This is a genomic window from Salinirubellus litoreus (assembly GCF_037335815.1).
Classification (GTDB): Archaea; Halobacteriota; Halobacteria; order Halobacteriales; family Haloarculaceae; genus Salinirubellus; species Salinirubellus litoreus.
On the sequence record NZ_CP147841.1, the window covers coordinates 926162 to 945050 of the forward strand.

17 protein-coding genes are annotated in these 18889 nt (G+C 68.4%); 10 read left to right on the forward strand and 7 right to left on the reverse strand.

Annotated elements, in window-relative coordinates; all coding sequences use genetic code 11:
* Positions 1 to 64: 64 nt before the first annotated feature.
* Together WDJ58_RS04525 and WDJ58_RS04530 are read left to right on the forward strand one after the other, a co-directional pair.
* Positions 65 to 3049 carry a PAS domain S-box protein gene (locus WDJ58_RS04525; protein ID WP_338916437.1) on the forward strand — a complete coding sequence of 995 codons (2985 nt, stop codon included), beginning with the start codon at positions 65 to 67 and terminating at the stop codon, positions 3047 to 3049.
* Positions 3050 to 3124: 75 nt separating this feature from the next.
* A complete protein-coding gene (locus WDJ58_RS04530; protein WP_338916438.1) occupies positions 3125 to 4789 on the forward strand; it encodes an acyl-CoA synthetase in 1665 nt (554 codons plus the stop codon).
* 41 nt (positions 4790 to 4830) lie between these two features.
* Here WDJ58_RS04530 and WDJ58_RS04535 read toward each other — a convergent pair whose 3' ends face one another.
* The 3 genes from WDJ58_RS04535 to WDJ58_RS04545 all read right to left on the reverse strand — a co-directional run bounded on the left by WDJ58_RS04535 (position 4831) and on the right by WDJ58_RS04545 (position 8327).
* Positions 4831 to 5718 (reverse strand): hypothetical protein, encoded by an 888-nt coding sequence (locus WDJ58_RS04535; protein ID WP_338916439.1) that lies wholly within the window; start codon positions 5716 to 5718, stop codon positions 4831 to 4833.
* Between the two features lie 122 nt (positions 5719 to 5840).
* Entirely contained in the window at positions 5841 to 6950 is a 1110-nt protein-coding gene (locus WDJ58_RS04540; protein ID WP_338916440.1) for a branched-chain amino acid ABC transporter permease, read from the reverse strand.
* Positions 6951 to 6977: 27 nt separating this feature from the next.
* The gene (locus WDJ58_RS04545) at positions 6978 to 8327 is read right to left on the reverse strand and encodes an ABC transporter substrate-binding protein (protein ID WP_338916441.1); all 1350 of its coding nucleotides are present in this window, start codon (positions 8325 to 8327) and stop codon (positions 6978 to 6980) included.
* Positions 8328 to 8478: 151 nt separating this feature from the next.
* On the opposite strand from WDJ58_RS04545, the gene WDJ58_RS04550 reads away from it, so the two are divergent.
* From WDJ58_RS04550 to WDJ58_RS04560, 3 genes are read left to right on the forward strand one after another with little or no spacing between them, the layout of a single operon-like run.
* Positions 8479 to 9357 (forward strand): branched-chain amino acid ABC transporter permease, encoded by an 879-nt coding sequence (locus WDJ58_RS04550; RefSeq protein ID WP_338916442.1) that lies wholly within the window; start codon positions 8479 to 8481, stop codon positions 9355 to 9357.
* A complete protein-coding gene (locus WDJ58_RS04555; RefSeq protein ID WP_338916443.1) occupies positions 9354 to 10181 on the forward strand; it encodes an ABC transporter ATP-binding protein in 828 nt (275 codons plus the stop codon). Before WDJ58_RS04550 ends, WDJ58_RS04555 begins: the two co-directional genes overlap by 4 nt.
* Positions 10178 to 10927, forward strand: a complete 750-nt coding sequence (locus WDJ58_RS04560; RefSeq protein WP_338916444.1) for an ABC transporter ATP-binding protein — start codon at positions 10178 to 10180, stop codon at positions 10925 to 10927. The genes WDJ58_RS04555 and WDJ58_RS04560 overlap by 4 nt, the downstream gene beginning before the upstream one ends.
* Before the next feature lie 61 nt (positions 10928 to 10988).
* Here the strand turns inward: WDJ58_RS04560 and WDJ58_RS04565 are convergent, their stop codons facing one another.
* Entirely contained in the window at positions 10989 to 11450 is a 462-nt protein-coding gene (locus WDJ58_RS04565; protein WP_338916445.1) for a pyridoxamine 5'-phosphate oxidase family protein, read from the reverse strand.
* A 125-nt stretch (positions 11451 to 11575) separates the two neighbouring features.
* On the opposite strand from WDJ58_RS04565, the gene WDJ58_RS04570 reads away from it, so the two are divergent.
* From WDJ58_RS04570 to WDJ58_RS04580, 3 genes are all read left to right on the forward strand, one after another.
* A complete protein-coding gene (locus WDJ58_RS04570) occupies positions 11576 to 11755 on the forward strand; it encodes a hypothetical protein (RefSeq protein WP_338916446.1) in 180 nt (59 codons plus the stop codon).
* A 128-nt stretch (positions 11756 to 11883) separates the two neighbouring features.
* Complete coding sequence (locus WDJ58_RS04575) at positions 11884 to 12018, forward strand: hypothetical protein (protein ID WP_338916447.1); 135 nt, start codon at positions 11884 to 11886, stop codon at positions 12016 to 12018.
* A 95-nt stretch (positions 12019 to 12113) separates the two neighbouring features.
* Positions 12114 to 12455: a hypothetical protein gene (locus WDJ58_RS04580; RefSeq protein WP_338916448.1), complete on the forward strand. Its 342-nt coding sequence runs from the start codon at positions 12114 to 12116 to the stop codon at positions 12453 to 12455.
* 112 nt (positions 12456 to 12567) lie between these two features.
* On the opposite strand, the gene WDJ58_RS04585 is transcribed toward WDJ58_RS04580, so the two are convergent.
* The gene (locus WDJ58_RS04585) at positions 12568 to 13143 is read right to left on the reverse strand and encodes a DoxX family protein (protein WP_338916449.1); all 576 of its coding nucleotides are present in this window, start codon (positions 13141 to 13143) and stop codon (positions 12568 to 12570) included.
* Positions 13144 to 13392: 249 nt separating this feature from the next.
* On the opposite strand from WDJ58_RS04585, the gene uvrB reads away from it, so the two are divergent.
* Complete coding sequence (gene uvrB / locus WDJ58_RS04590; RefSeq protein WP_338916450.1) at positions 13393 to 15447, forward strand: excinuclease ABC subunit UvrB; 2055 nt, start codon at positions 13393 to 13395, stop codon at positions 15445 to 15447.
* Positions 15448 to 15674: 227 nt separating this feature from the next.
* On the opposite strand, the gene WDJ58_RS04595 is transcribed toward uvrB, so the two are convergent.
* Together WDJ58_RS04595 and WDJ58_RS04600 are read right to left on the reverse strand one after the other, a co-directional pair.
* Complete coding sequence (locus tag WDJ58_RS04595) at positions 15675 to 16712, reverse strand: sodium:calcium antiporter (protein ID WP_338916451.1); 1038 nt, start codon at positions 16710 to 16712, stop codon at positions 15675 to 15677.
* 105 nt (positions 16713 to 16817) lie between these two features.
* Positions 16818 to 17261 (reverse strand): bifunctional nuclease family protein, encoded by a 444-nt coding sequence (locus WDJ58_RS04600; protein ID WP_338916452.1) that lies wholly within the window; start codon positions 17259 to 17261, stop codon positions 16818 to 16820.
* A gap of 257 nt (positions 17262 to 17518) precedes the next feature.
* On the opposite strand from WDJ58_RS04600, the gene WDJ58_RS04605 reads away from it, so the two are divergent.
* Positions 17519 to 18889 (forward strand): sulfatase, encoded by a 1371-nt coding sequence (locus WDJ58_RS04605; RefSeq protein ID WP_338916453.1) that lies wholly within the window; start codon positions 17519 to 17521, stop codon positions 18887 to 18889.

Here is an 18889-nt window from a genome sequence, read left to right on the forward strand (position 1 = left end):
TGGGTCTCCGTTTCGAGCAGCGAATCGAGCGAACCTTTTGAGTATCTGTCACCGACATCGGCGTATGGACGAACCGGTTCGCGACGGTCGCTCCTCCGCCGTGGCGGCCGGGGACGGCCACGAGCCGGCCACGGTGCTTCACGTTGACGACGAACCGGAGGCCGTGGAGGCGGTCGCGGCGTTCCTGAAGCGGGTGGACGACCGGATCGAGGTGCTACGGGCGACGGGGACGGCGGAGGGGATCGAGCGGCTCGACGACGGCCGAATCGACTGCGTCGTGAGCGGTCACGGCCCGCCCGGCGTGGACGGTCTCGAACTCCTCCGGGCGGTCCGACAGTCACGCGGGGACCTCCCCTTTGTCCTGTTCACGGAGGGCGATGATGCGCTCGCGGCGGAGGCGATCGCCGGCGGCGTCACGGACTACCTCCCGATCCGGGGGGCGGACGACGGGTGCGCGCTGCTCGCCGAGCGCGTCGCGGACGCCGTCGCCGATCGTCGCGCGAGACAGGCCCGGTTCGAGACGGCCGGCCGCCGGCGTCGCGAACGGGCCCTCGAGTTACTTCACGAGGCGACCCGGGAACTCGTGTGCGCCGGGTCGGAGGCGGAGATCGCCGACCTCGCGGTCCGGGCGGCGCGGGACATTCTCGGGATGCCGGTCACCGGCTGCTGGCTGTACGACGCGGACGCCGACGCGCTCCGTCCCGCCGCGTCCACGGAGGAGGCCGACGTTCTCGTCGGCGACCCGCCGACCTATCGCAAGGGTGAGGGGCTCTCGTGGGGCGTCTTCGAGACGGGCGAATCGCGGGTCTTCACGGACGTGCAGGAGCGACCGGGACGGTACAACCCTGAGACGGTCGTGCGGAGCGAGATGATCCTCCCGCTGGGCGAGTACGGCGTCCTGAACGTCGGCTCGACCGAGGTCGACGCCTTCGACGACGCGGACGTTTCGCTGGCGCGGGTGCTCGCGGCCAACACCGAGGCCGCGCTCACCCGTGCCGAGGGCGAGGAGCGGCTCGGGGCCCAGCGGGAGCTGATAGACGCAGGTCTCGGCGCGCTCGACGACGTCTTCTGCGTGTTCGACGCCGACGGGGAGCTGGTCCAGTGGAACGACCGGGTCCGAGAGGCCACCGGATACACGGACGAGGAACTCGCCGGGAAGGGTCTGGCCGAGTGTCTCGCCCCCGGGGATCGCGACCGGGTCGCCTCGGCCGTTCGGAACCTCCACCGGACCGGCAGGGGGCGAATCGAGGCCGACCTGCTCACCAGCGACGGCGAACGGGTCCCCTACGAGTTCACGGCCTCGTCGTTCGACGGATCGGCGGCCGGACCGTCCGGATTCGTCGCCGTCGGCCGGAACGTCACCGCTCGACGGGAACGAACGCGGGAACTCGAGCGCTACGAGGGTATCGTCGAGGCGTCGGGCGATCCGGTGTACACGCTCGATTCGGACGGTCGGTTCACGTTCGTGAACGACGCGCTCGTCGAGATGGTCGGCTACGACGAGGCGACCCTCCTCGGCTCGCACGTTTCGGTGGTCATCCCGCCCGACGAGGCGGCGGGGATCGAGCAGGTCATCCGGTCGCTGCTCTCCTCGGACGAGAACCGGGCGACCGTCGAACTGCCGGTCGTCACGGCCGAGGGCCGACGGATCCCCTGTGAGGCACATATCACGTTCCTCCCCTTCGAGCGGGAGTTCCGGGGGACCGTCGGCGTGGTCCGGGACGTTTCCGAGCGGATCGAGCACGTGCGGAAGCTCGAGCGACTCCAGCAGCGAACCCAGGAACTGATGCACACGCGGACGAGGGCGGAGACCGCACGGGTTGCCGTCGACACCGCGGACGAGGTCCTCGGCGTTCCGCTCTGTGGGGTCAACCTGCTCGACGAGAGCGAGGAGACGCTCCGTCCGGTCGCGACGCTCGACAGGGTCTGCGAGACGTTCGAGGAGCCGCCGTCGTACCACCGTACGTCCGGGGCTGAGACCGACGGTGTCGTCTGGGACGTCTTCGAGGACGGCGAATCTCTCGTCGTCGACGACACCCGGGAGTACGGAGAGCTGGCCGAGGAGACGCCGGCGCGGAGCGTCGTACTGCATCCGATCTCCGACCACGGCGTCTTCATCGTCTCGGCGACCGAGGTCGACGCGTTCGACGGGACGGACACGGTCCTCGTCGAGATCCTCGCCACGGCGCTCACGGCGGCGCTCGACCGCGTCGAGCGCGAGTCGATCCTCCGCGAGCGCGAGGAACGGCTCGGACAGCAGAACGAGCGGCTCGAGGAGTTCGCGAGCGTCGTCTCCCACGACCTGCGGAACCCGCTCAACGTGGCGATGGGGTCACTCGACCTCGCACGCGCGGAATGCGACGCGGCGGAACTCGACGCCGTCGCCGACGCCCACGACCGGATGGAGGCTCTGATCGCCGACCTCCTCGCGCTCGCACGGGAGGGCCAGGACGCCACCGAGATGGGGAGGGTCTCGCTCGCCGAGGCGGCCGAGCAGTGCTGGCGAGGGGTGGAGACGGGGGACGCGACGCTCCGGATCGAAACCGATCGGATCGTCTCCGCCGACGAGAACCGCCTCCGGCAGATCCTGGAGAACCTCGTGCGGAACGCCGTCGAGCACGGCTCGACGAGCAATCGGGCGAAGCCCGATGACGCCGTCGAGCATGGCGCTCGACGGGCCCCCGCTCGCGATGCTCGCGGAGACAGCGTGGAACACAGTTCCACGGGCAGTCGGCCGGAGGCCGACGACAGCCTGGAGCATAGCTCCACGGGCGGCCGGGCGGGGTCCGACGAGGGCGATGGTGTGACGATCACCGTCGGGGACGTCGAGGACGGGTTCTACCTCGAAGACGACGGTCCCGGCATCCCCGGGGCCGACCGCGAGCGGGTGTTCGAGGCGGGATACTCGACCAGCGACGGGGGGACGGGCTTCGGACTGAAGATCGTCGCCGACGCCGCCCGGAGCCAGGGGTGGGACGTCGCCACGACCGAGGGAACCGACGGGGGTGCGCGGTTCGAAGTGACCGGGGTCGAGTTCATCGAGGGGTAGCGGGTCGATCCGGATCCGGCTCGGCTTCTGCTCGCGTCCCCTACGGTTTTGCCTCCTCCTCTCGAACCCCGTGCCATGACCTACCACGTCTCCCTCGACTACGACACCTACGAGGCGGCCCGCGAGGGGTTCTCGTGGGACGTCCCCGACGATTACAACGCGGCCTACGACCTCCTCCGCAAGCACGAGGATCCGAAGGGAAGCGTCGCGCTGTTCCAGGCCTACCCCGACGGGCGGCGCGAAACCTACACGTTCCACGATCTCGACGTCCGCTCGAACCGGCTCGCCCACGCGCTCCGCGGGATGGGCGTCGAACGAGGCGACCGCGTGGGCGTCGTCGTCCCGCAGAAGCCCGCGAACGCCCTGACCCACCTGGCCTGCTGGAAACTCGGAGCGGTCTCGATCCCGCTCTCGATCCTGTTCGGTCCCGACGCGCTCGAGTACCGCCTCGGCGACGCGGACGCGAAGGTGGTGGTAGCGGACGCCCCGGTCCGCGAGGCCGTCGACGCGGCCCGCGAGGGCCTCCCGAACCTCGAAGCCCTCGTCGAGGTCGACGGCGAGGCCGCCGGTGACGCTCTCGCGTTCGAGGACGTCCTGGCGGGTAAGCCTCGGGAGTTCGAGATCGTCGAGACGGACGCCGACACGCCCGCGATCGTCCTGTACACCTCCGGGTCGACGGGTCCGCCGAAGGGTGCGCTCCACGGTCACGGCGTCTGGCTCGGGCACTGCCCGGCCTACCGGATGTACTTCGAGCGGGACGTCGAGACGGCGGTGGCGTGGACCCCCGCCGACTGGGCCTGGATCGGCGCGCTCGGCGACCTCCTCTTCCCGTCGTGGCACTACGGTCGACCGGTCGTCGGCTACCCGATGGGGAAGTTCGACCCCGAAACCGCCTTCGAGATCGCGGCGGAGTTCGGCGTCACCGACGCGTTCCTTCCCCCCACCGCGATACGGATGATGATGGGGGTCGACGACCCGTCGTCACGCTACGACCTCGACCTGGAGGCGGTCTGTTCGGGCGGGGAGCCGCTCACCCCGGAGATACTCGACTGGGCCGCCGAGACCCTCGACGGCGTGGCGATCAACGAGATCTACGGCCAGACGGAGGCGAACCTGCTGGTGACGAACTGCCGGGGCTGGTTCGACCCGCGGCCGGGAAGCATGGGCAAGCCCGTCCCCGGTCACGAGGTCGCCGTCGTCGACCCCGAGACCGGCGAGGAACGCGCCACGGGGGAGGTCGGCGAGATCGCCGTCCGTCGCGGGCCGGACGCCGCGTACGGCGACGATCCCGTGATCTTCCGGGAATACTGGAACCAGCCCGAAAAGACCGAGGCCACCCGGGTCGGGGAGTGGCACCTCACGGGTGACCTGGGCTACCGCGATCCCGAGGGGTATCTCTGGTTCAAGTCACGCGACGACGACGTCATCATCACCGCAGGCTACCGCGTCGGGCCCGGCGAGGTCGAACGCGCGATCCTCGAACACCCGGACGTCGAGCAGGTCGGCGTGATCGGCGTCCCCGACGAGACCCGCGGGGAGGTGATCAAGGCGTTCGTCCAGCCCATTCCGGGCGTCACGGGCGACGACGCGCTCCGCGAGGCGATCCGCGACCTCGTCCGCGAGAACCTCGCCCGGCACGAGTACCCCCGCGAGATCGAGTTCATGGACGGGCTCCCACAGACGACTACCGGGAAGATACAGCGCCGGGAACTCCGGGCCCGCGAGGGCGTCGAGGACTGAGCCACGAGCCGGCCACCCGCCGGTGGCCCGGTGGCTCCGGCCTACGCGCGGCCTGCAGGCGTGGCGGTCGGAGTCGGCGTACTCGTGTCGGCTCCCGGCGACCCGACACCCGTCCCGGTGGCGTTCCGGGCGGCCGGGAGCCACGCCGGCGACGCGACCTCGGTCTCGCCGACGTCCCGGAAGGTGACGTTCACCGACACCCGGAGCCCGCCGACGTCGTAGGTCAGTCGGTAGGCGATGACGAGGCCGTCCTCCCGGACCGAGGCGTTCATGCTGACGTTCCGCAGGCTGCCCACCCGCTGTGAGCCGTTCTCGACGACGAGGTGATACACCGCTCGACCGTCGACGGCCCGCCGATCGACCACGTCGAACCGGAGCGTCCCGAACAGCCGCGCGAGGCCGGATCGGGCGGTCGCGCGCGCCGGCAGGACCGACGGGCCGGCCGGACCCGACGGTCCATCGAGGGTCGAGTACGTCGTCGTCCCATCCCGGGTCGTCGCGGCGTAGACCACCGATCCGTTCGAGTACCGGGCGAGGCGTGTCTCGGCCGTCCGCCCACCGCGGACGTCCGTCTGGTTCAGGTCGTAGTCGAACCGCTCGCCGCCGGTCGACACCCGGACGACCCGTCGGTAAGCCGACCGGAGCGAGCCGTTCGCGTACCGCCGTCGCTCCTCGCGGACGGTCGTGAACGAGGTGTTCGAGAGGACCGTCGCGTGGGCCTCCGCGAGCCGACCGGCGTCGAACACGCCGTCGGGGGAGACCCCGGGGGCGAGCACCCCCGGCTCCTGTGGCGTCCGGACTTCCGGGGGGAGTGGTGCCGGGGTGACCGTCCGGGTTGGCGTCCCCTCGTCGGCGGGGGTGGCCAGGCTCCCGCACCCGGCGAGCACGACCAGCGCGGCGAGCACGGCCGTGGACGCTACCCGGAACACACGGTCCGTTCGGACCGCGAACGCGAATGGTTACCGGTCGCGGTACCGTCGGTCCGCGGTCCGTGTGATACGCGTGTGACGAGCAGGAATGAGGGGTTCGGAGCCGGAGTGCAGTCCCTCGATCAGTCCGCCGCCTGCTCCTCGGAGTCGTCGTTCCGCGACTCGAGCCACGCCCGGAGCCGCCTGACGCCGCCGAAGACGCCGTTGTCGAAGAACAGGACGACGATCAGCAGCAGCACCCCGAACGAGAACTGCCAGTACTGCTCGAGCAGCGGGAACTGGCTGATGAACCAGCGGATGTACTCGTAGGCGAACGCACCCACCAGGGGCCCGAAGAACGAGTACGGCCCGCCGATGACGGTCATGATGACCGGTTCGGCCGAGAACGACCAGTGGGCGTACTGCGGGTTGACGTTCGTCAGCAGCGGGATGAGCAGCGCGCCGGCGAGCCCGGAGAACGCCCCGGAGACGATGAACGTCATCCAGCTGTGGTAGGTGACGTCGATACCGAGCGCCCGCGCCCGACCGGGGTTCTCCCTGATGGCCTGACAGATCATCCCGAACGGCGAGTTGACGATGCGCCACAGCGCGTACATCGCCCCCACGAAGACGAACACCGTGATGATGTAGTAGAACACCGGATCACGGAGGTTGATCATCGTGAACTCGAACCCGAACAGGTCCACCTGGCCCATGATGAACGTTATCCCGTCCGACCCGTTCGAGAACACGCCGTCGCCGATCCCGAACGCCGCGAGGATCTGGCCGATCGTGTCCTGGAAGAAGACGACGTAGAGGGCCATGCTGAACGAGAGCGTGATCATGGCGAAGTAGATCTCCTCGAGCTGGACCGAGAGGTAGCCGATGAACACCGCCAGCAGCGTGGCCATCAGGACGCCCAGGATCACGGCCAGCACCCACGTCATCAGCACGGACGTGCCGCCGAACAGCTCGGGGAACCCGAGCGCCGGGGCGACGACCGTGACGACCTTCGCGACGGTGTACCCGGAGACGGCGGTGAACATGGCGTGGCCGAACGACAGCAGCCCGGTGTATCCGTACAGCAGGTTGAACGCCGTCGCGAATATCGCGAAGATCAGCGTCTCGGCGAGGAGCGTCGTCTGGAATGGGGGGAGGATCAGCGGGAGGAGGAGCAACAACACCACACCGGCCGCGATGAGGGCGCTGTTGCTCTGTCCGTCGAGGAACCGCTCCCTGACTCCGTAGCTCATTGTGGGATGGTGTGTCTCAGGGGGTCTTTAGACTCCCGGTGGGAGGCCGCTCCCTTCGAGCAGGTCCAGCGAGGTTTCCCGGTCGAGCGTGGTGGTCTGGGTGTTCGTCAGCGTGGCACCGTCGTAGGGCAGGTCCATGTCGCCGGTGTCGTAGGACGTCTCTCCGATCACCGTCGGCGAGTTGGCCTGGTGGCTGTCGGGGTCGAGGGTGATCTCGCCGAACGGCGAGTCCAGCGTCATCCCCTCGAGCTCCGCGACGATGTCGTCGGAGTTCGTGCTCCCGGCCGACTCGATGGCCTGCTTGTACGCGAATGGGGCCGCGTACGAACTGCCGCCGGTGAACGAGGGGAGCGGGACGAGGTCCGAGTCCTGGTAGAGCTCCGCGTAGCGCGAGACGAACTGGTCGTTGACGTCGTTGTCGAACGCCGTGTGGTAGTACCAGCCGCTCCAGTGGAGCCCCTCGGGCACCGTGTCGCCGAGCGCGGCGAACACGTCCGGGGACGCGGAGATGGTGGCGAACTGGTCCTCGACCACGTCGTAGAGGCCGGCCTCGGCGGCCTGGTTGACGAACGTGACGACGTCGGCCGCCCAGACCGACGTGAACAGGACGTCCGGCTCGTCGGCGATGACCTGGTTGATCTGCGGGGTCATGTCCGAGGCACCCAGCGACGGGAACACCGACGCGCCGTACTCGAAGCCGGCGTCGAGCCCGTCCGCGTACGCTTTGAAGTAGTCCCAGGTCTGCGTGCCGTAGGCGTAGTCCGGCCCTAGGTTGGCCACGCGGGTCCCCTCGGGGAAGTTCTCGGCGGCGTACTTCGCGATGGCGTAGCAGTTGATCGAGGAGTTGGCGTTGGTCCGGAACAGGTTGTCGATCCCGGCGGCCGAGTCGCCGTAGGTCTCCTCGTCGTGCTCGGTCGCGAACGGCGTCCCGATGTCCGTCAGGATGACCGGGACGCCCAGCGACTCCCACGTCGGCATCGTGTTGAGCGTCACACCGGAGGAGGTCATGCCGAGCAGCGCGTCGACGTTCTCCTCCTGGACGAGACTCCGGACCTGCCCCTGCGGGTTGTTGCCGTGGTCCCGGATGAACGTCTCGACCTCGCGGCCGTCGATGCCGCCGTTCTCGTTGATCACGTCGACGGCGGTCTCGACCGCGGCCTCCGAGGCCGCCCCCAGCGCCTCCGCCAGGCCCGAGAGGAGGTAGACGCCGCCGATCCGGATCGGTCCGCCGCCGCCGCCGCCACCGATGCCCGAACAGCCGGCCAGCGCCGTCGCCGCGCCGACACCGGCTCCCGCGAGGAACCGCCGGCGGTTGACTCCTCTCGATCCCTGCTCCCCCGATCCCGTTCCCGCCGTCCGCCCACTCTTATCTGACATACGTCTTTATCCCGTTAGTTCATGGCATACATATACCCTGTGGTTGAGAGGTCCGACGACGGCCGTTAATTTCCCCCGCTCGCCGGTGATTTTCCGGGATAGCCGCTCCGGACGACGAAAGGTTTAATCGAGTTCTATGTAACTGCCCGCTATGGTATCGACCGGGCTCATCGTGGATCAGGTGATAACCGGGCTCAGTATCGGGTCCCGGCTGTTCCTCGTCGCCATCGGGCTCAGCCTCATCTTCGGCGTACTGGACGTGCTGAACTTCGCACACGGGGTGCTGTACGCCATCGGGGCGTACGTAGCTATCGTGGTGGTGAACAGCGCCGTCGGGAACTTCTGGGTGGGCGTCGTCCTGGCGGCGGTCGTCGTCGCGCTCATCGGCGTGTTCATCGAGGCCGGGTTCATTCGCCGGATCTACGACAGGGACCACCTGGATCAGCTCCTCCTCACGTTCGCCTTCGTCCTCATCCTCGAGGACGTCATCCGGTTCGTCTTCGGGTCGGGTACCCGGGTCGTCAACCCACCGGCGCTGCTCCGGTTCGACATCGCGCTCGGCGCGGGGTTCAGCATCCCCAGCTACCGGGCGTTCGTCATCCTCATGTCCCTCATCGTGATGGCGGGCCTGTTCGCGGTGCTCCGGACCACGAACATCGGTCGGATCGTCCGTGCCACGGCCAGCGACCGGGACATGGCCCGGCTGCTCGGCATCAACGTCCCGCGGCTCTACACGGGGGTCTTCCTCGTCGGGGCCGCGCTCGCGGGCATCGGCGGGGCGCTCGCAGCCCCACAGCAGGCGGTCACGCCGGGCCTGGGTAACCAGGTCATCATCAACGCGTTCGTCGTCGTCGTCATCGGCGGCCTCGGCTCGTTCACCGGGGCGTTCGTGGGGGCCTACCTCATCGGGCTGATGATCGCCCTCGGGAGCCTCGTCATCGCGGGAGCCGGACAGCTGTTCCCGTTCGTGGCGATGATACTCGTGTTGCTGTTCAAGCCGCAGGGCCTGTTCGGGGGTGTCGAGGCGTGAGCGCGGTCATCGAGACGGAGGGGCTCGAACGCCGCTTCGGGATGCTCGTCGCCGTCGACGACGTCAGCGTCAGCATCAACGAGGGCGAGATCACGAGCATCATCGGCCCGAACGGGGCCGGGAAGTCGACCTTCTACAACCTCCTCGCGGGACAGCTCAAACCGACCGAGGGGGACGTCCGCATCCGCCCCCGTGAGGGCGGGGCCCTCGTCGACGTGACGGACATGGAGCCGTTCGAGATAAACCGCCTGGGGCTCTCGCGGGGGTTCCAGATCAACAACGTCTTCGACGGCCTCTCCGTGACCGACAACATCCGCATCGCCCGGATCAGCCACGACGAACGGACGCTCGACCTCACCGCCCTCGCCCGACAGGACGAGCAACTCACCGCCGAGGTGCTGGAGGTGATCGACCTCGTGGGGCTGGAGGAGATCGCCGACACCGAATGTGCTAACCTGTCCCACGGTGACAAGCGGAAGGTGGAGATCGCCCTGGCGCTCGCGAGCGACCCCTCGGTGGTGCTGCTCGACGAGCCCACCGCGGGGATGAACGCCACGGAGACCCGCCGGATGGTCGACCTGATCCGCCGGCTCGACGAGGAGACCGACACCACGTTCGTCGTCACCGAGCACGACATGGAGGTCGTGCTGGGTATCTCCGATCGGATCCTCGTGCTCGACAGGGGGTCGCTCATCGCCGATGGGACCCCCGAGGAGGTGATGGCCGACGAGCGCGTCCGCGAGGCCTACCTGGGGCTGGACGCCGACGAGGAGGTCGGCGGGGAGTCCGGCTCCGACGTCGGCGTCGGAGGTGAGACGGCGTGAGCCTCCTCGAACTGGAGGGTGTCGACGCGTACTACGGGGCCAGTCAGGCCCTGTTCGGGCTCGATCTGGCTGTCGAGCAGAACGAGGTAGTCGCGCTCCTCGGTCGGAACGGCGCCGGCAAGACCACGACTCTGAGGACCATCACAGGGACGGTCGGCCGTCGGGAGGGCCACATCGAGTACGACGGCGAGGACATCTCCGGGCTCAGCGTCGAAGCCATCAGCAACCGTGGCGTCAAACTCGTCCCCGAGGACAGACGCATCTTCCCGACGCTCACGGTGCGGGAGAACCTGCTGATCGCCCGCGACGCCTGCAAGGGGACCGATCCCCGGCCGATCGAGGAGATGTACGAGGTCTTCCCGAAGCTCGAGGAGCTCAACCAGAGCCTCGGGCAGAACCTCTCCGGCGGGGAGCAGCAGATGCTCTCTGTCGCCCGGGCCCTCATCCAGAGCCCCGACCTCCTCCTGCTCGACGAGCCGACCGAGGGGCTGGCACCCGTCATCGTCGAGGACCTCAGCGAGGTGCTCCACGAGGTCGTCAGCCAGGACGTCACCGTGATCATCACCGAGCAGAACGTCGAGTTCGCGCTCGAACTCTCCGAACGCGCCTACATCATACAGAAGGGTTCCAACGCCTGGGAGGGCTCCATCGAGGAGCTCCGCGCGAACGAGGGGCTGCTCGATCAGTACCTCTCCGTCGGCGGTGGCGAGGAGGGAACGGAGGGCGAGGCGGCCGGCGACGACTGACACGCCGGCCGCGCCGCGCCCACCGATCCATACCGATCGAACGTCGCGACGGTGGCCTCGCTCACCCCTCGTCGGTGAGCGCGCCCCGCATCCGCTCGGAGTAGTCCCAGGTGTGCGTCCGGGTGGGATCGAGACGGATCTCGACCTCCTCCCGGTCCGCGTCGAGGAGCCGTCGGGCGAGCGGGGAGTCGGTCCCGCCGAGGTAGCGGGTCATGAGTTCCCGGAGCAGGCGCTTGTCCGAATCGGGACGCAGGGTCGCCTCGGCGCTCCCCCTGACGCCCATGTAGGGCGGCTCGTTCTCCGACACCTCGAACGCGACCCCGGCGTCGTCCTCGATGAAGGCGACGACGTCGGCCGACGCCGACGTGGCACACCAGAGCGCGCCGTCACGGAGCAGGTACCACAGCGAGAGCATCCAGAGCCGCCCGTCCGGTGTCCGCGTCGCCACCCGAACGGGGATCGCCCGCTCCTCCAGGTACTCGCGGGTCTGCTCCGGCGACCACGGACCGGTGGGCTCGAACATGGGTGTCCCTTCGGCTCGACACCCTTTGAACCCGGGCACGCGACCGACGATCGGTCCGGAGTCCTCGATAGCGCCACCGAGGGCTCATAGCAACCTTCCTTATCGGTACGCTCCCGGATCCGGACATGCCCGGTCTGACCGACGGTGACCTCCGGCGCATCGAGCGGTTCGTCCGGACCCCTCCGACCCGTCGCACCCCCGACATCCTCGTCCCCGCCGACGCGACGGCCCCGGCCGAACCGACGGATACCGAGCGGACGGACGGGACGACGGGCGCGAGCGAACCCCCTCGGTCCCGCCGCTAGATCCTCTGACTCGGCTCCCTCCGACACGCCTCCTGCTCCGAGTTGACCCTCGACACCGCGCCCGTCGCCGTTCTCGTCCGCCGGGAACGGCGGTGGGTTACTTGACCGGTCCGCGCCTGTCGTCGCGTATGCACGAAGAGTCCGACGCCGACACGATCGATCGGAGCCTCCCGCTCAGCATCAAGCTCGCGATGCTCGTCGCGTTCCTGGTCCTCCTGTACGTCCTCCTCGTCGACGTGTTCGGGTTCGCGAGCCTCGTCTGATCCGCACGGCGGTCCCGTCCGCGCGGTGAGAGCGGTCCCGTCCACACGATGAGAGCGTCGTGATTTATGCCGCCGGGGGCGGAAGCCAACCGCGGATGCAGGTCATCGTCCACTTCGCGGTCGGGCTGACCGGCGGTCTGCTCGTCCTCCTGTTCGTCGACTGGGAGCAGCCACGCGAGTTCCTGTTCATCTTCGGAAACGGTGTCTGGGCGATGCTCCCCGACGGCCACTGGATGCTCTCGGCGTTCGGCGTCGACGGCCTCGCGGCGGTCTGGAAGGCGTTCCACGGGACGGCCTGGGCCAACCTCTTCTGGTTCCACCACTTCCTGGACGCCTCCGAGACGGGCCAGGAGAACCTGGAGGCCGGTGCGAGCCTCCTGTTGCTGCTCGTCGCCGTCGGGATCTACTACCTGGAGAACGACTGGAACGCGGAGTGAGCGGCGGGCAGGGTAGCCGGGGTACGACGCTCATCGTCGATACGGGTCGAAGTGAGAGCGGAGAGGAGAATCGGTTGTCCGACCGCGGCCTCCACGGCTCACGGCGATCCGTTCAGCCGAGGAGGTACCGCAGCCAGCGGTTGTTCTGGACGAAGCCCATCTCCTCGATCCGGGCGTCCAGCCCGAGGATGCGACCCGCGCCGATGGCTCCGAGGCCGAACAGCAGGGCCGCGTAGACGATGTGGTCGTCGATGACCCAGCCGTGGGCCAGCGGGAGGCCCGCCAGCAAGCCGCCCTGGAGGGCGGCCGCCCAGTAGAACAGCATCATGACGGCTCCCCAGAAGGCGCTCCAGCGGACGGCCACGCCGAGGATCAGCGCGAGGCCCGTGAGCGTGAGCCCCCACATGTTGAGGATGTCTATGAGCGGGCTGCCGGCCATCGCCAGGAACATCCCCCTGAACGGGTTCCCCTGCGGGATGGCGTTGGCAAGGTAGCCGGCGGCCGTCCAGTTGTTGTCGGGATTGGCGTCGAGATACGTCACCAGCTTGGTGATCCCGCCCTGGAACAGCACCCAGCCCATCACGACCCGCATGACGACGATGGAGTAGCCGATCCAGTGTTCGGAGTATTCGAAGTCGGTCTCGCGGCCGAACAGTTCGGCCTCCAGTTTACGGGTGGTCGTGGACATCGTCGGTCACCTCTACACCAGCAGGTTGCGTCGACACACCCTTCAACCGGGACGGTCGTTCCTATCCGCCGAGAATCGGGTCGCATACCCGCTACCCTCCGACCGGCTCGGCCGCGACCGGTACCTCCCCGGACGTCCGCGTCCGTGACTCCGACGCCCGGAACAGTCCCCGCCGACGTCCGGGGTATCCCGTCGGCTCGTCTGCTGGCAAGCGGACCCCTGAAGTGCGTCCGGCCCCTGTACTCCCCGATGAGCGATACCGGCGGCGCACTCACCCCGGACCGGCCGGACGCCGAGCGCCCATTCAGGGTCGAGGCACCGTTCGAGCCCGCGGGCGACCAGCCCGAGGCCATCGAGCAGCTCTCGCGGGGCTTCCTCGACGGGATGGACGAGCAGACGCTCCTCGGCGTCACGGGCTCGGGCAAGACCAACACCGTCTCGTGGGTGGTCGAGGAGATACAGAAGCCGACGCTGGTCATCGCACACAACAAGACGCTGGCCGCACAGCTCTACGAGGAGTTCAAGAATCTCTTTCCGGACAACGCCGTCGAGTACTTCGTCTCCTACTACGACTACTACCAGCCCGAGGCGTACGTCGAGCAGACCGACACGTACATCGACAAGGACGCGAGCATCAACGACGAGATCGACCGGTTGCGACACTCGGCGACGCGTTCGCTGCTCACCCGCGACGACGTCGTCGTGGTCGCGTCGGTCTCGGCGATCTACGGGCTCGGCGACCCCCGGAACTACGTCGACATGTCCCTGCGCCTGGAGACCGGTCAGGCGATCGACCGCGACGAACTCCTGGGGCGGCTCGTGGATCTGAACTACGAACGCAACGACGTCGACTTCACCCAGGGGACGTTCCGGGTCCGGGGGGACACCGTCGAGGTGTTCCCGATGTACGGCCGGTACGCCGTCCGGATCGAGTTCTGGGGCGACGAGATCGACCGGATGATGAAGCTCGACCCCCTGGAGGGGGAGGTCAAGTCCCAGGAGCCGGCGGTCCTGATCCACCCCGCCGAGCACTACTCCATCCCCGAACAGCGCCTCGAACGGGCCATCGGGGAGATCGAGGAGCTGCTCGAACGCCGGATCGGCTACTTCGAGCGCCAGGGCGACCTCGTCGCCGCCCAGCGGATCGAGGAACGGACCACCTTCGACCTGGAGATGCTCCGCGAGGCGGGCTACTGTTCGGGCATCGAGAACTATTCGGTACATCTCTCGGATCGGGAGTCGGGGGAAGCCCCGTACACCCTGCTCGACTACTTCCCCGACGACTTCCTCACCGTCGTCGACGAGTCACACCAGACGCTCCCGCAGATCCGCGGCCAGCTGGCGGGCGACAAGGCCCGCAAGGACTCGCTGGTCGAGAACGGGTTCAGGCTCCCGACCGCCTACGACAACCGACCGCTCAGCTTCGAGGAGTTCGAGGAGAAGACCGGCCAGACGCTCTACGTCTCGGCCACTCCCGGGGATTACGAGCGCGACCACTCCGCGCAGATCGTCGAGCAGATCGTCCGACCGACCCACCTCGTCGACCCGAAGGTGTCGGTCTCGCCCGCCCAGGGCCAGGTCGAAGACCTCATGTCCCGCATCGACGAGCGGATCGAGCGCGACGAGCGCGTCCTGGTGACCACCCTCACCAAGCGGATGGCCGAGGACCTCACCGAGTACCTGGAGGAGGCGGGCGTCGCGGTCGAGTACATGCACGACGAGACGGACACGCTCGAACGACACGAACTCGTCCGCGGCCTCCGGCTGGGGGAGTTCGACGTCCTCGTCGGTATCAACCTCCTCCGGGAGGGCCTCGACATCCCCGAGGTATCCCTGGTGGGTATCCTCGACGCCGATCAGGAAGGGTTCCTCCGCTCGCGGACGACGCTCATCCAGACGATGGGCCGGGCCGCACGGAACGTCAACGGCGAGGTAGTGCTCTACGCCGACGAGACGACGAACGCCATGGAGGAGGCGATCGAGGAGACCCAGCGCCGCCGGCGCATCCAGCAGGAGTTCAACGAGGAGCACGGCCACGAGCCCCGGACCATCGAGAAGGCCGTCGGCGAGACGAACCTCCCCGGATCGAAGACCGACACCGGGGGGGCCTCCTCGCTCGAGGCCGACGACGCCGAGGAGGCCGCACTGCTGATCGACCAGCTCGAAGAGCGGATGTCCGCCGCCGCGGACAACCTGGAGTTCGAGCTCGCCGCCGACATCCGCGACCGGATCCGTGACCTCCACGAGGAGTTCGACCTGGACCGCGAGGACGAGGGCGTGCCGGCACCGACCGACGAGTTTTAACAACCACTTTTTCCTCCTCCGGTTCCTCGCTCGCTTCGCTCGCTGCGGAACCTCTCCTCGGAAAAACGTGAGGAAACGCTGCGCCCTCCGCTCTCTCCAGACAGACTCGCTTCGCTCGTCTGCCAACGTCCTCGTTCGCTCCCTTCGTTCGCTCACGGAGGACTTCGCTCGCGCGGATGCTCGTCCTCCCATCCGTCAGGAGGCCGTGAGCGAGCAGGACGAGGTAGTCACACGCCCTTGAGAACGTGGGTCAGGTCGGCCGTCTCCGCGACGATCCAGGCGACGAACAGGAGGTACGCGATCAGCAGCGAGTACGACTCGATCCTCGTGAGCGAGAGGTCCGTGCGGAGGGTCCCGAACAGCAGGACCGTCGCGAGCGTGAGGATCCCCAGCATCGGGACGGCGATCGCGAAGTCGATTGGAACGCTGCCGACGAGGAGGACGCCGACCGGGATCACCACGAGCAGGTCGAAGGTGTTCGACCCGAGGACGTTCCCGAGGCTCGTGGCTCCCCTGTCGTCCCGGGCGGACCGGATGCTGACGAGCGTGTCGGGGAGGCTGGTCGCGGCCGCGACGACGGTGATGCCGGCGAGGAACTCCGGGACGCCGAACGTGTGTCCGAGCGATTCCACGGCCCCGACCAGCTGCTCGACGGCCAGCAGGATGACCAGCAGGCCCGCGACGAGTCGTCCCCACTCCCGGCGGACGGGGACCCCGTCCGGGGCGGGCCCGGCCTCGTGGTCGCCCACGTCCTGCCACTGGATGAAGAGGTAGAGCCCGTACAGCAGGAGCGGGATCGTCGCGAGCGGCCGCGTGATCCGTCCGACCAGGTCCGGCCCGTCGGTGACGGGTACGTAGATGACCGCCATGGCGAAGGTGATGATCAGGGCCGAGACGGCGATCATGTAGAACTGCGCCTCCTTGTAGACGACCGTCCGACTGGACTCGAGGTCGCCGTCCGACGCGAGGCTCGACAGCGCCGGGATGACGAGGACGTTGAAGATGGCCGAACCGACGACCGCGCCGACCCCCATGTCGAACACGCCGGCGAGCGCGGCGAAGATCACGCTCGCGAGCTCCGGGAAACTCGACCCGACGGCGACGATGACCGACCCCTGAACGACCGCCGGCAGCCCGTAGCGGGCGGCGAGCCCCTCGGCCGATTCCTCCAGCCAGCCGCTGCCGAGCCAGATGAAGCCCGTCGCCGCGGCGATCACCAGGGCGTTCGCGAGGGAGGTGTTCGGAAGGAGCCCGCCGGGGATCATCGTACCCGACCCGTTCCGCGGACAGTTGGATGAAATCGTCGGTGCCGTTCGAGGATCCGTCCGGGGAGGGAGCGTTCTGCGCTCCCACGACCGCGACGGGAGCGGTCAGTCCTGCTCTCCCTGCATGTCGAACTCCTCGGCGGGCCGACCGGCCCGATCGACCACGTTCGCCGAGACCTCGATGGGACAGTCGACCCGGAGGGCGATGGCGATTGCGTCGGAGGGTCGGGCGTCGAACGTGAGCTGTCGACGCTCGCCGTCGCGGTACTGCTCGGCGTCGATCTTCGCGAGGAACGTCCCGTCGGCGAGACCGTCGATACGGACGCGGTCGAGGGCGCTCCCGAACTCGCCGACCATCTCGACGAGGAGGTCGTGCGTGAGCGGCCGCTCGAACGGCTCGTGGTCCAGGGCGTGCTTGATCGACTGCGCCTGGTCCGTGCTGATGAAGATCGGGACGACGCGATCGTCGACCTCCAGCATGACGACAGGCGTGTCCGGCCCCTGTTCGTTGACGCTCACGCCCACCCGAACCCGGGCCTCGTGTGTCATTACCCTCAATCGGTGGAACGAGTATGAAAACCTTTGGCAGGGACCCCTCTCCGCGGCCGGCTCACCTCCTCACGGGGTCGTGTCTGGGACAGCATCGGCACTCACGAGCTCCTCCCGGCTTCTCCCCGATACACGGTCGGCGTTCCGTCGACGTGACTCCGGGAGCAGACCGATCCGCCGAGGCCCTCCCGGCTCGTCGTCCGACCCCTCGGAGGTAAACGCATTTACCCGCCCGCGGACACCCACGGACAACCCGAATGTCGCCCGCTACCGATCCCCCGCGGAACGTCGTCCTCGTGTCTCTCGAGAGTGTCCGTGCGGACCACTGTGGCTACGCCGGCTACGACCGGGATACGACGCCGAACCTCGACCGCATGGCGCGGGCGGGCGTGGGGTTCCAGCACGCCGTGACCGCCGGCGGGTCGACCCCGGCCTCGATGACGGCCGTCCACACCGGCGAGTACCCGCTGACTGACCCGAAGGACACCGATCCCGGCAGCTGGCGGGCCGAACTCCGGCCCAAGCGAACCGTCGCGTCGGCGCTCTCCGGGGCGGGCTACCGGACCGGCGCGTTCGTCCCCAACGCCTTCGTCTCGAGCTACTTCGGCTTCGGCGAGGGGTTCGACGACTACCGCGACTTCCTCCCCGAGGAGGCGAGGGTTCGTATGGCGGGCTCGAAGACCGGGACCGACACCTCCCTCGGAGCACAGGTCCGTACCCTCGCCGGGAACGCGAGACAGGTGTTCGAGGGGCAGACACCGTTCCACAAGCGCAAGTGCTGGGAGGAGTACTACGACGACGTCCTCGAGTGGGTCGAGCGCGACGACGACCGGCCGTTCTTCCTCTGGGTGTTTCCAGAGGAGACCCACACGCCATACATCCCGCCCGCCGCCCGGCGCGACCTCCCGACGACCGCCTCCTATCTCCTCCGGAACGCCTCGTTCCTGAAGAAGCTCTGGGTCGACCAGCGCTCCTCCTTCTCGCTCACCGACCGCCAGCGCGATCGGCTGATCGCCCAGTACGACGATCTCCTCCGGTACGTCGACGGGCTCCTCGGTCGGCTGCTCGACGACCTCGCCGAGTACGATCCGGTGTTCGTCGTCCACGGCGACCACGGCGACGGTTTCGGCGAACACGGGTTCTACGAACACCCCCAGTCGCTCTACGAGGAACTGATACACGTCCCTCTGGTGGTTCACGATCCCGCCGACCGCGAGGGGCCGGCGTCCCGGAACGGGACGGACGTTCCCCCCGACTCCGAGACGGGGGAGTCGACCCCCGTGAGCCTGCGATCGCTCCCCGCCACCATCGAGACGGTCGCCGGGGTCGAACGGACCTTCGAGGGACCGTCGGTCTTCGAGGCCGAGGACCCCTACGTGGTGGCCAAGGTGACCGAGGGCGACCACCGGAAGGTCGCGGCCAGGGGCACCCGGTGGAAGTACCTCTCGCAGGAGCGAACGGAGGGAGAGCTGTACGACCTCCGGTCGGACCCGACCGAACAGGTCGACCGAAGCGGGGAGTATCCGGAACTGACCGCGGAACTGGACAGGATCGTCGGCCGACACCGGAATGCCGACCGCGAACGGCTACTCGTCAGATCGCACCTCGACGATCTGGAGGGCGTCTGA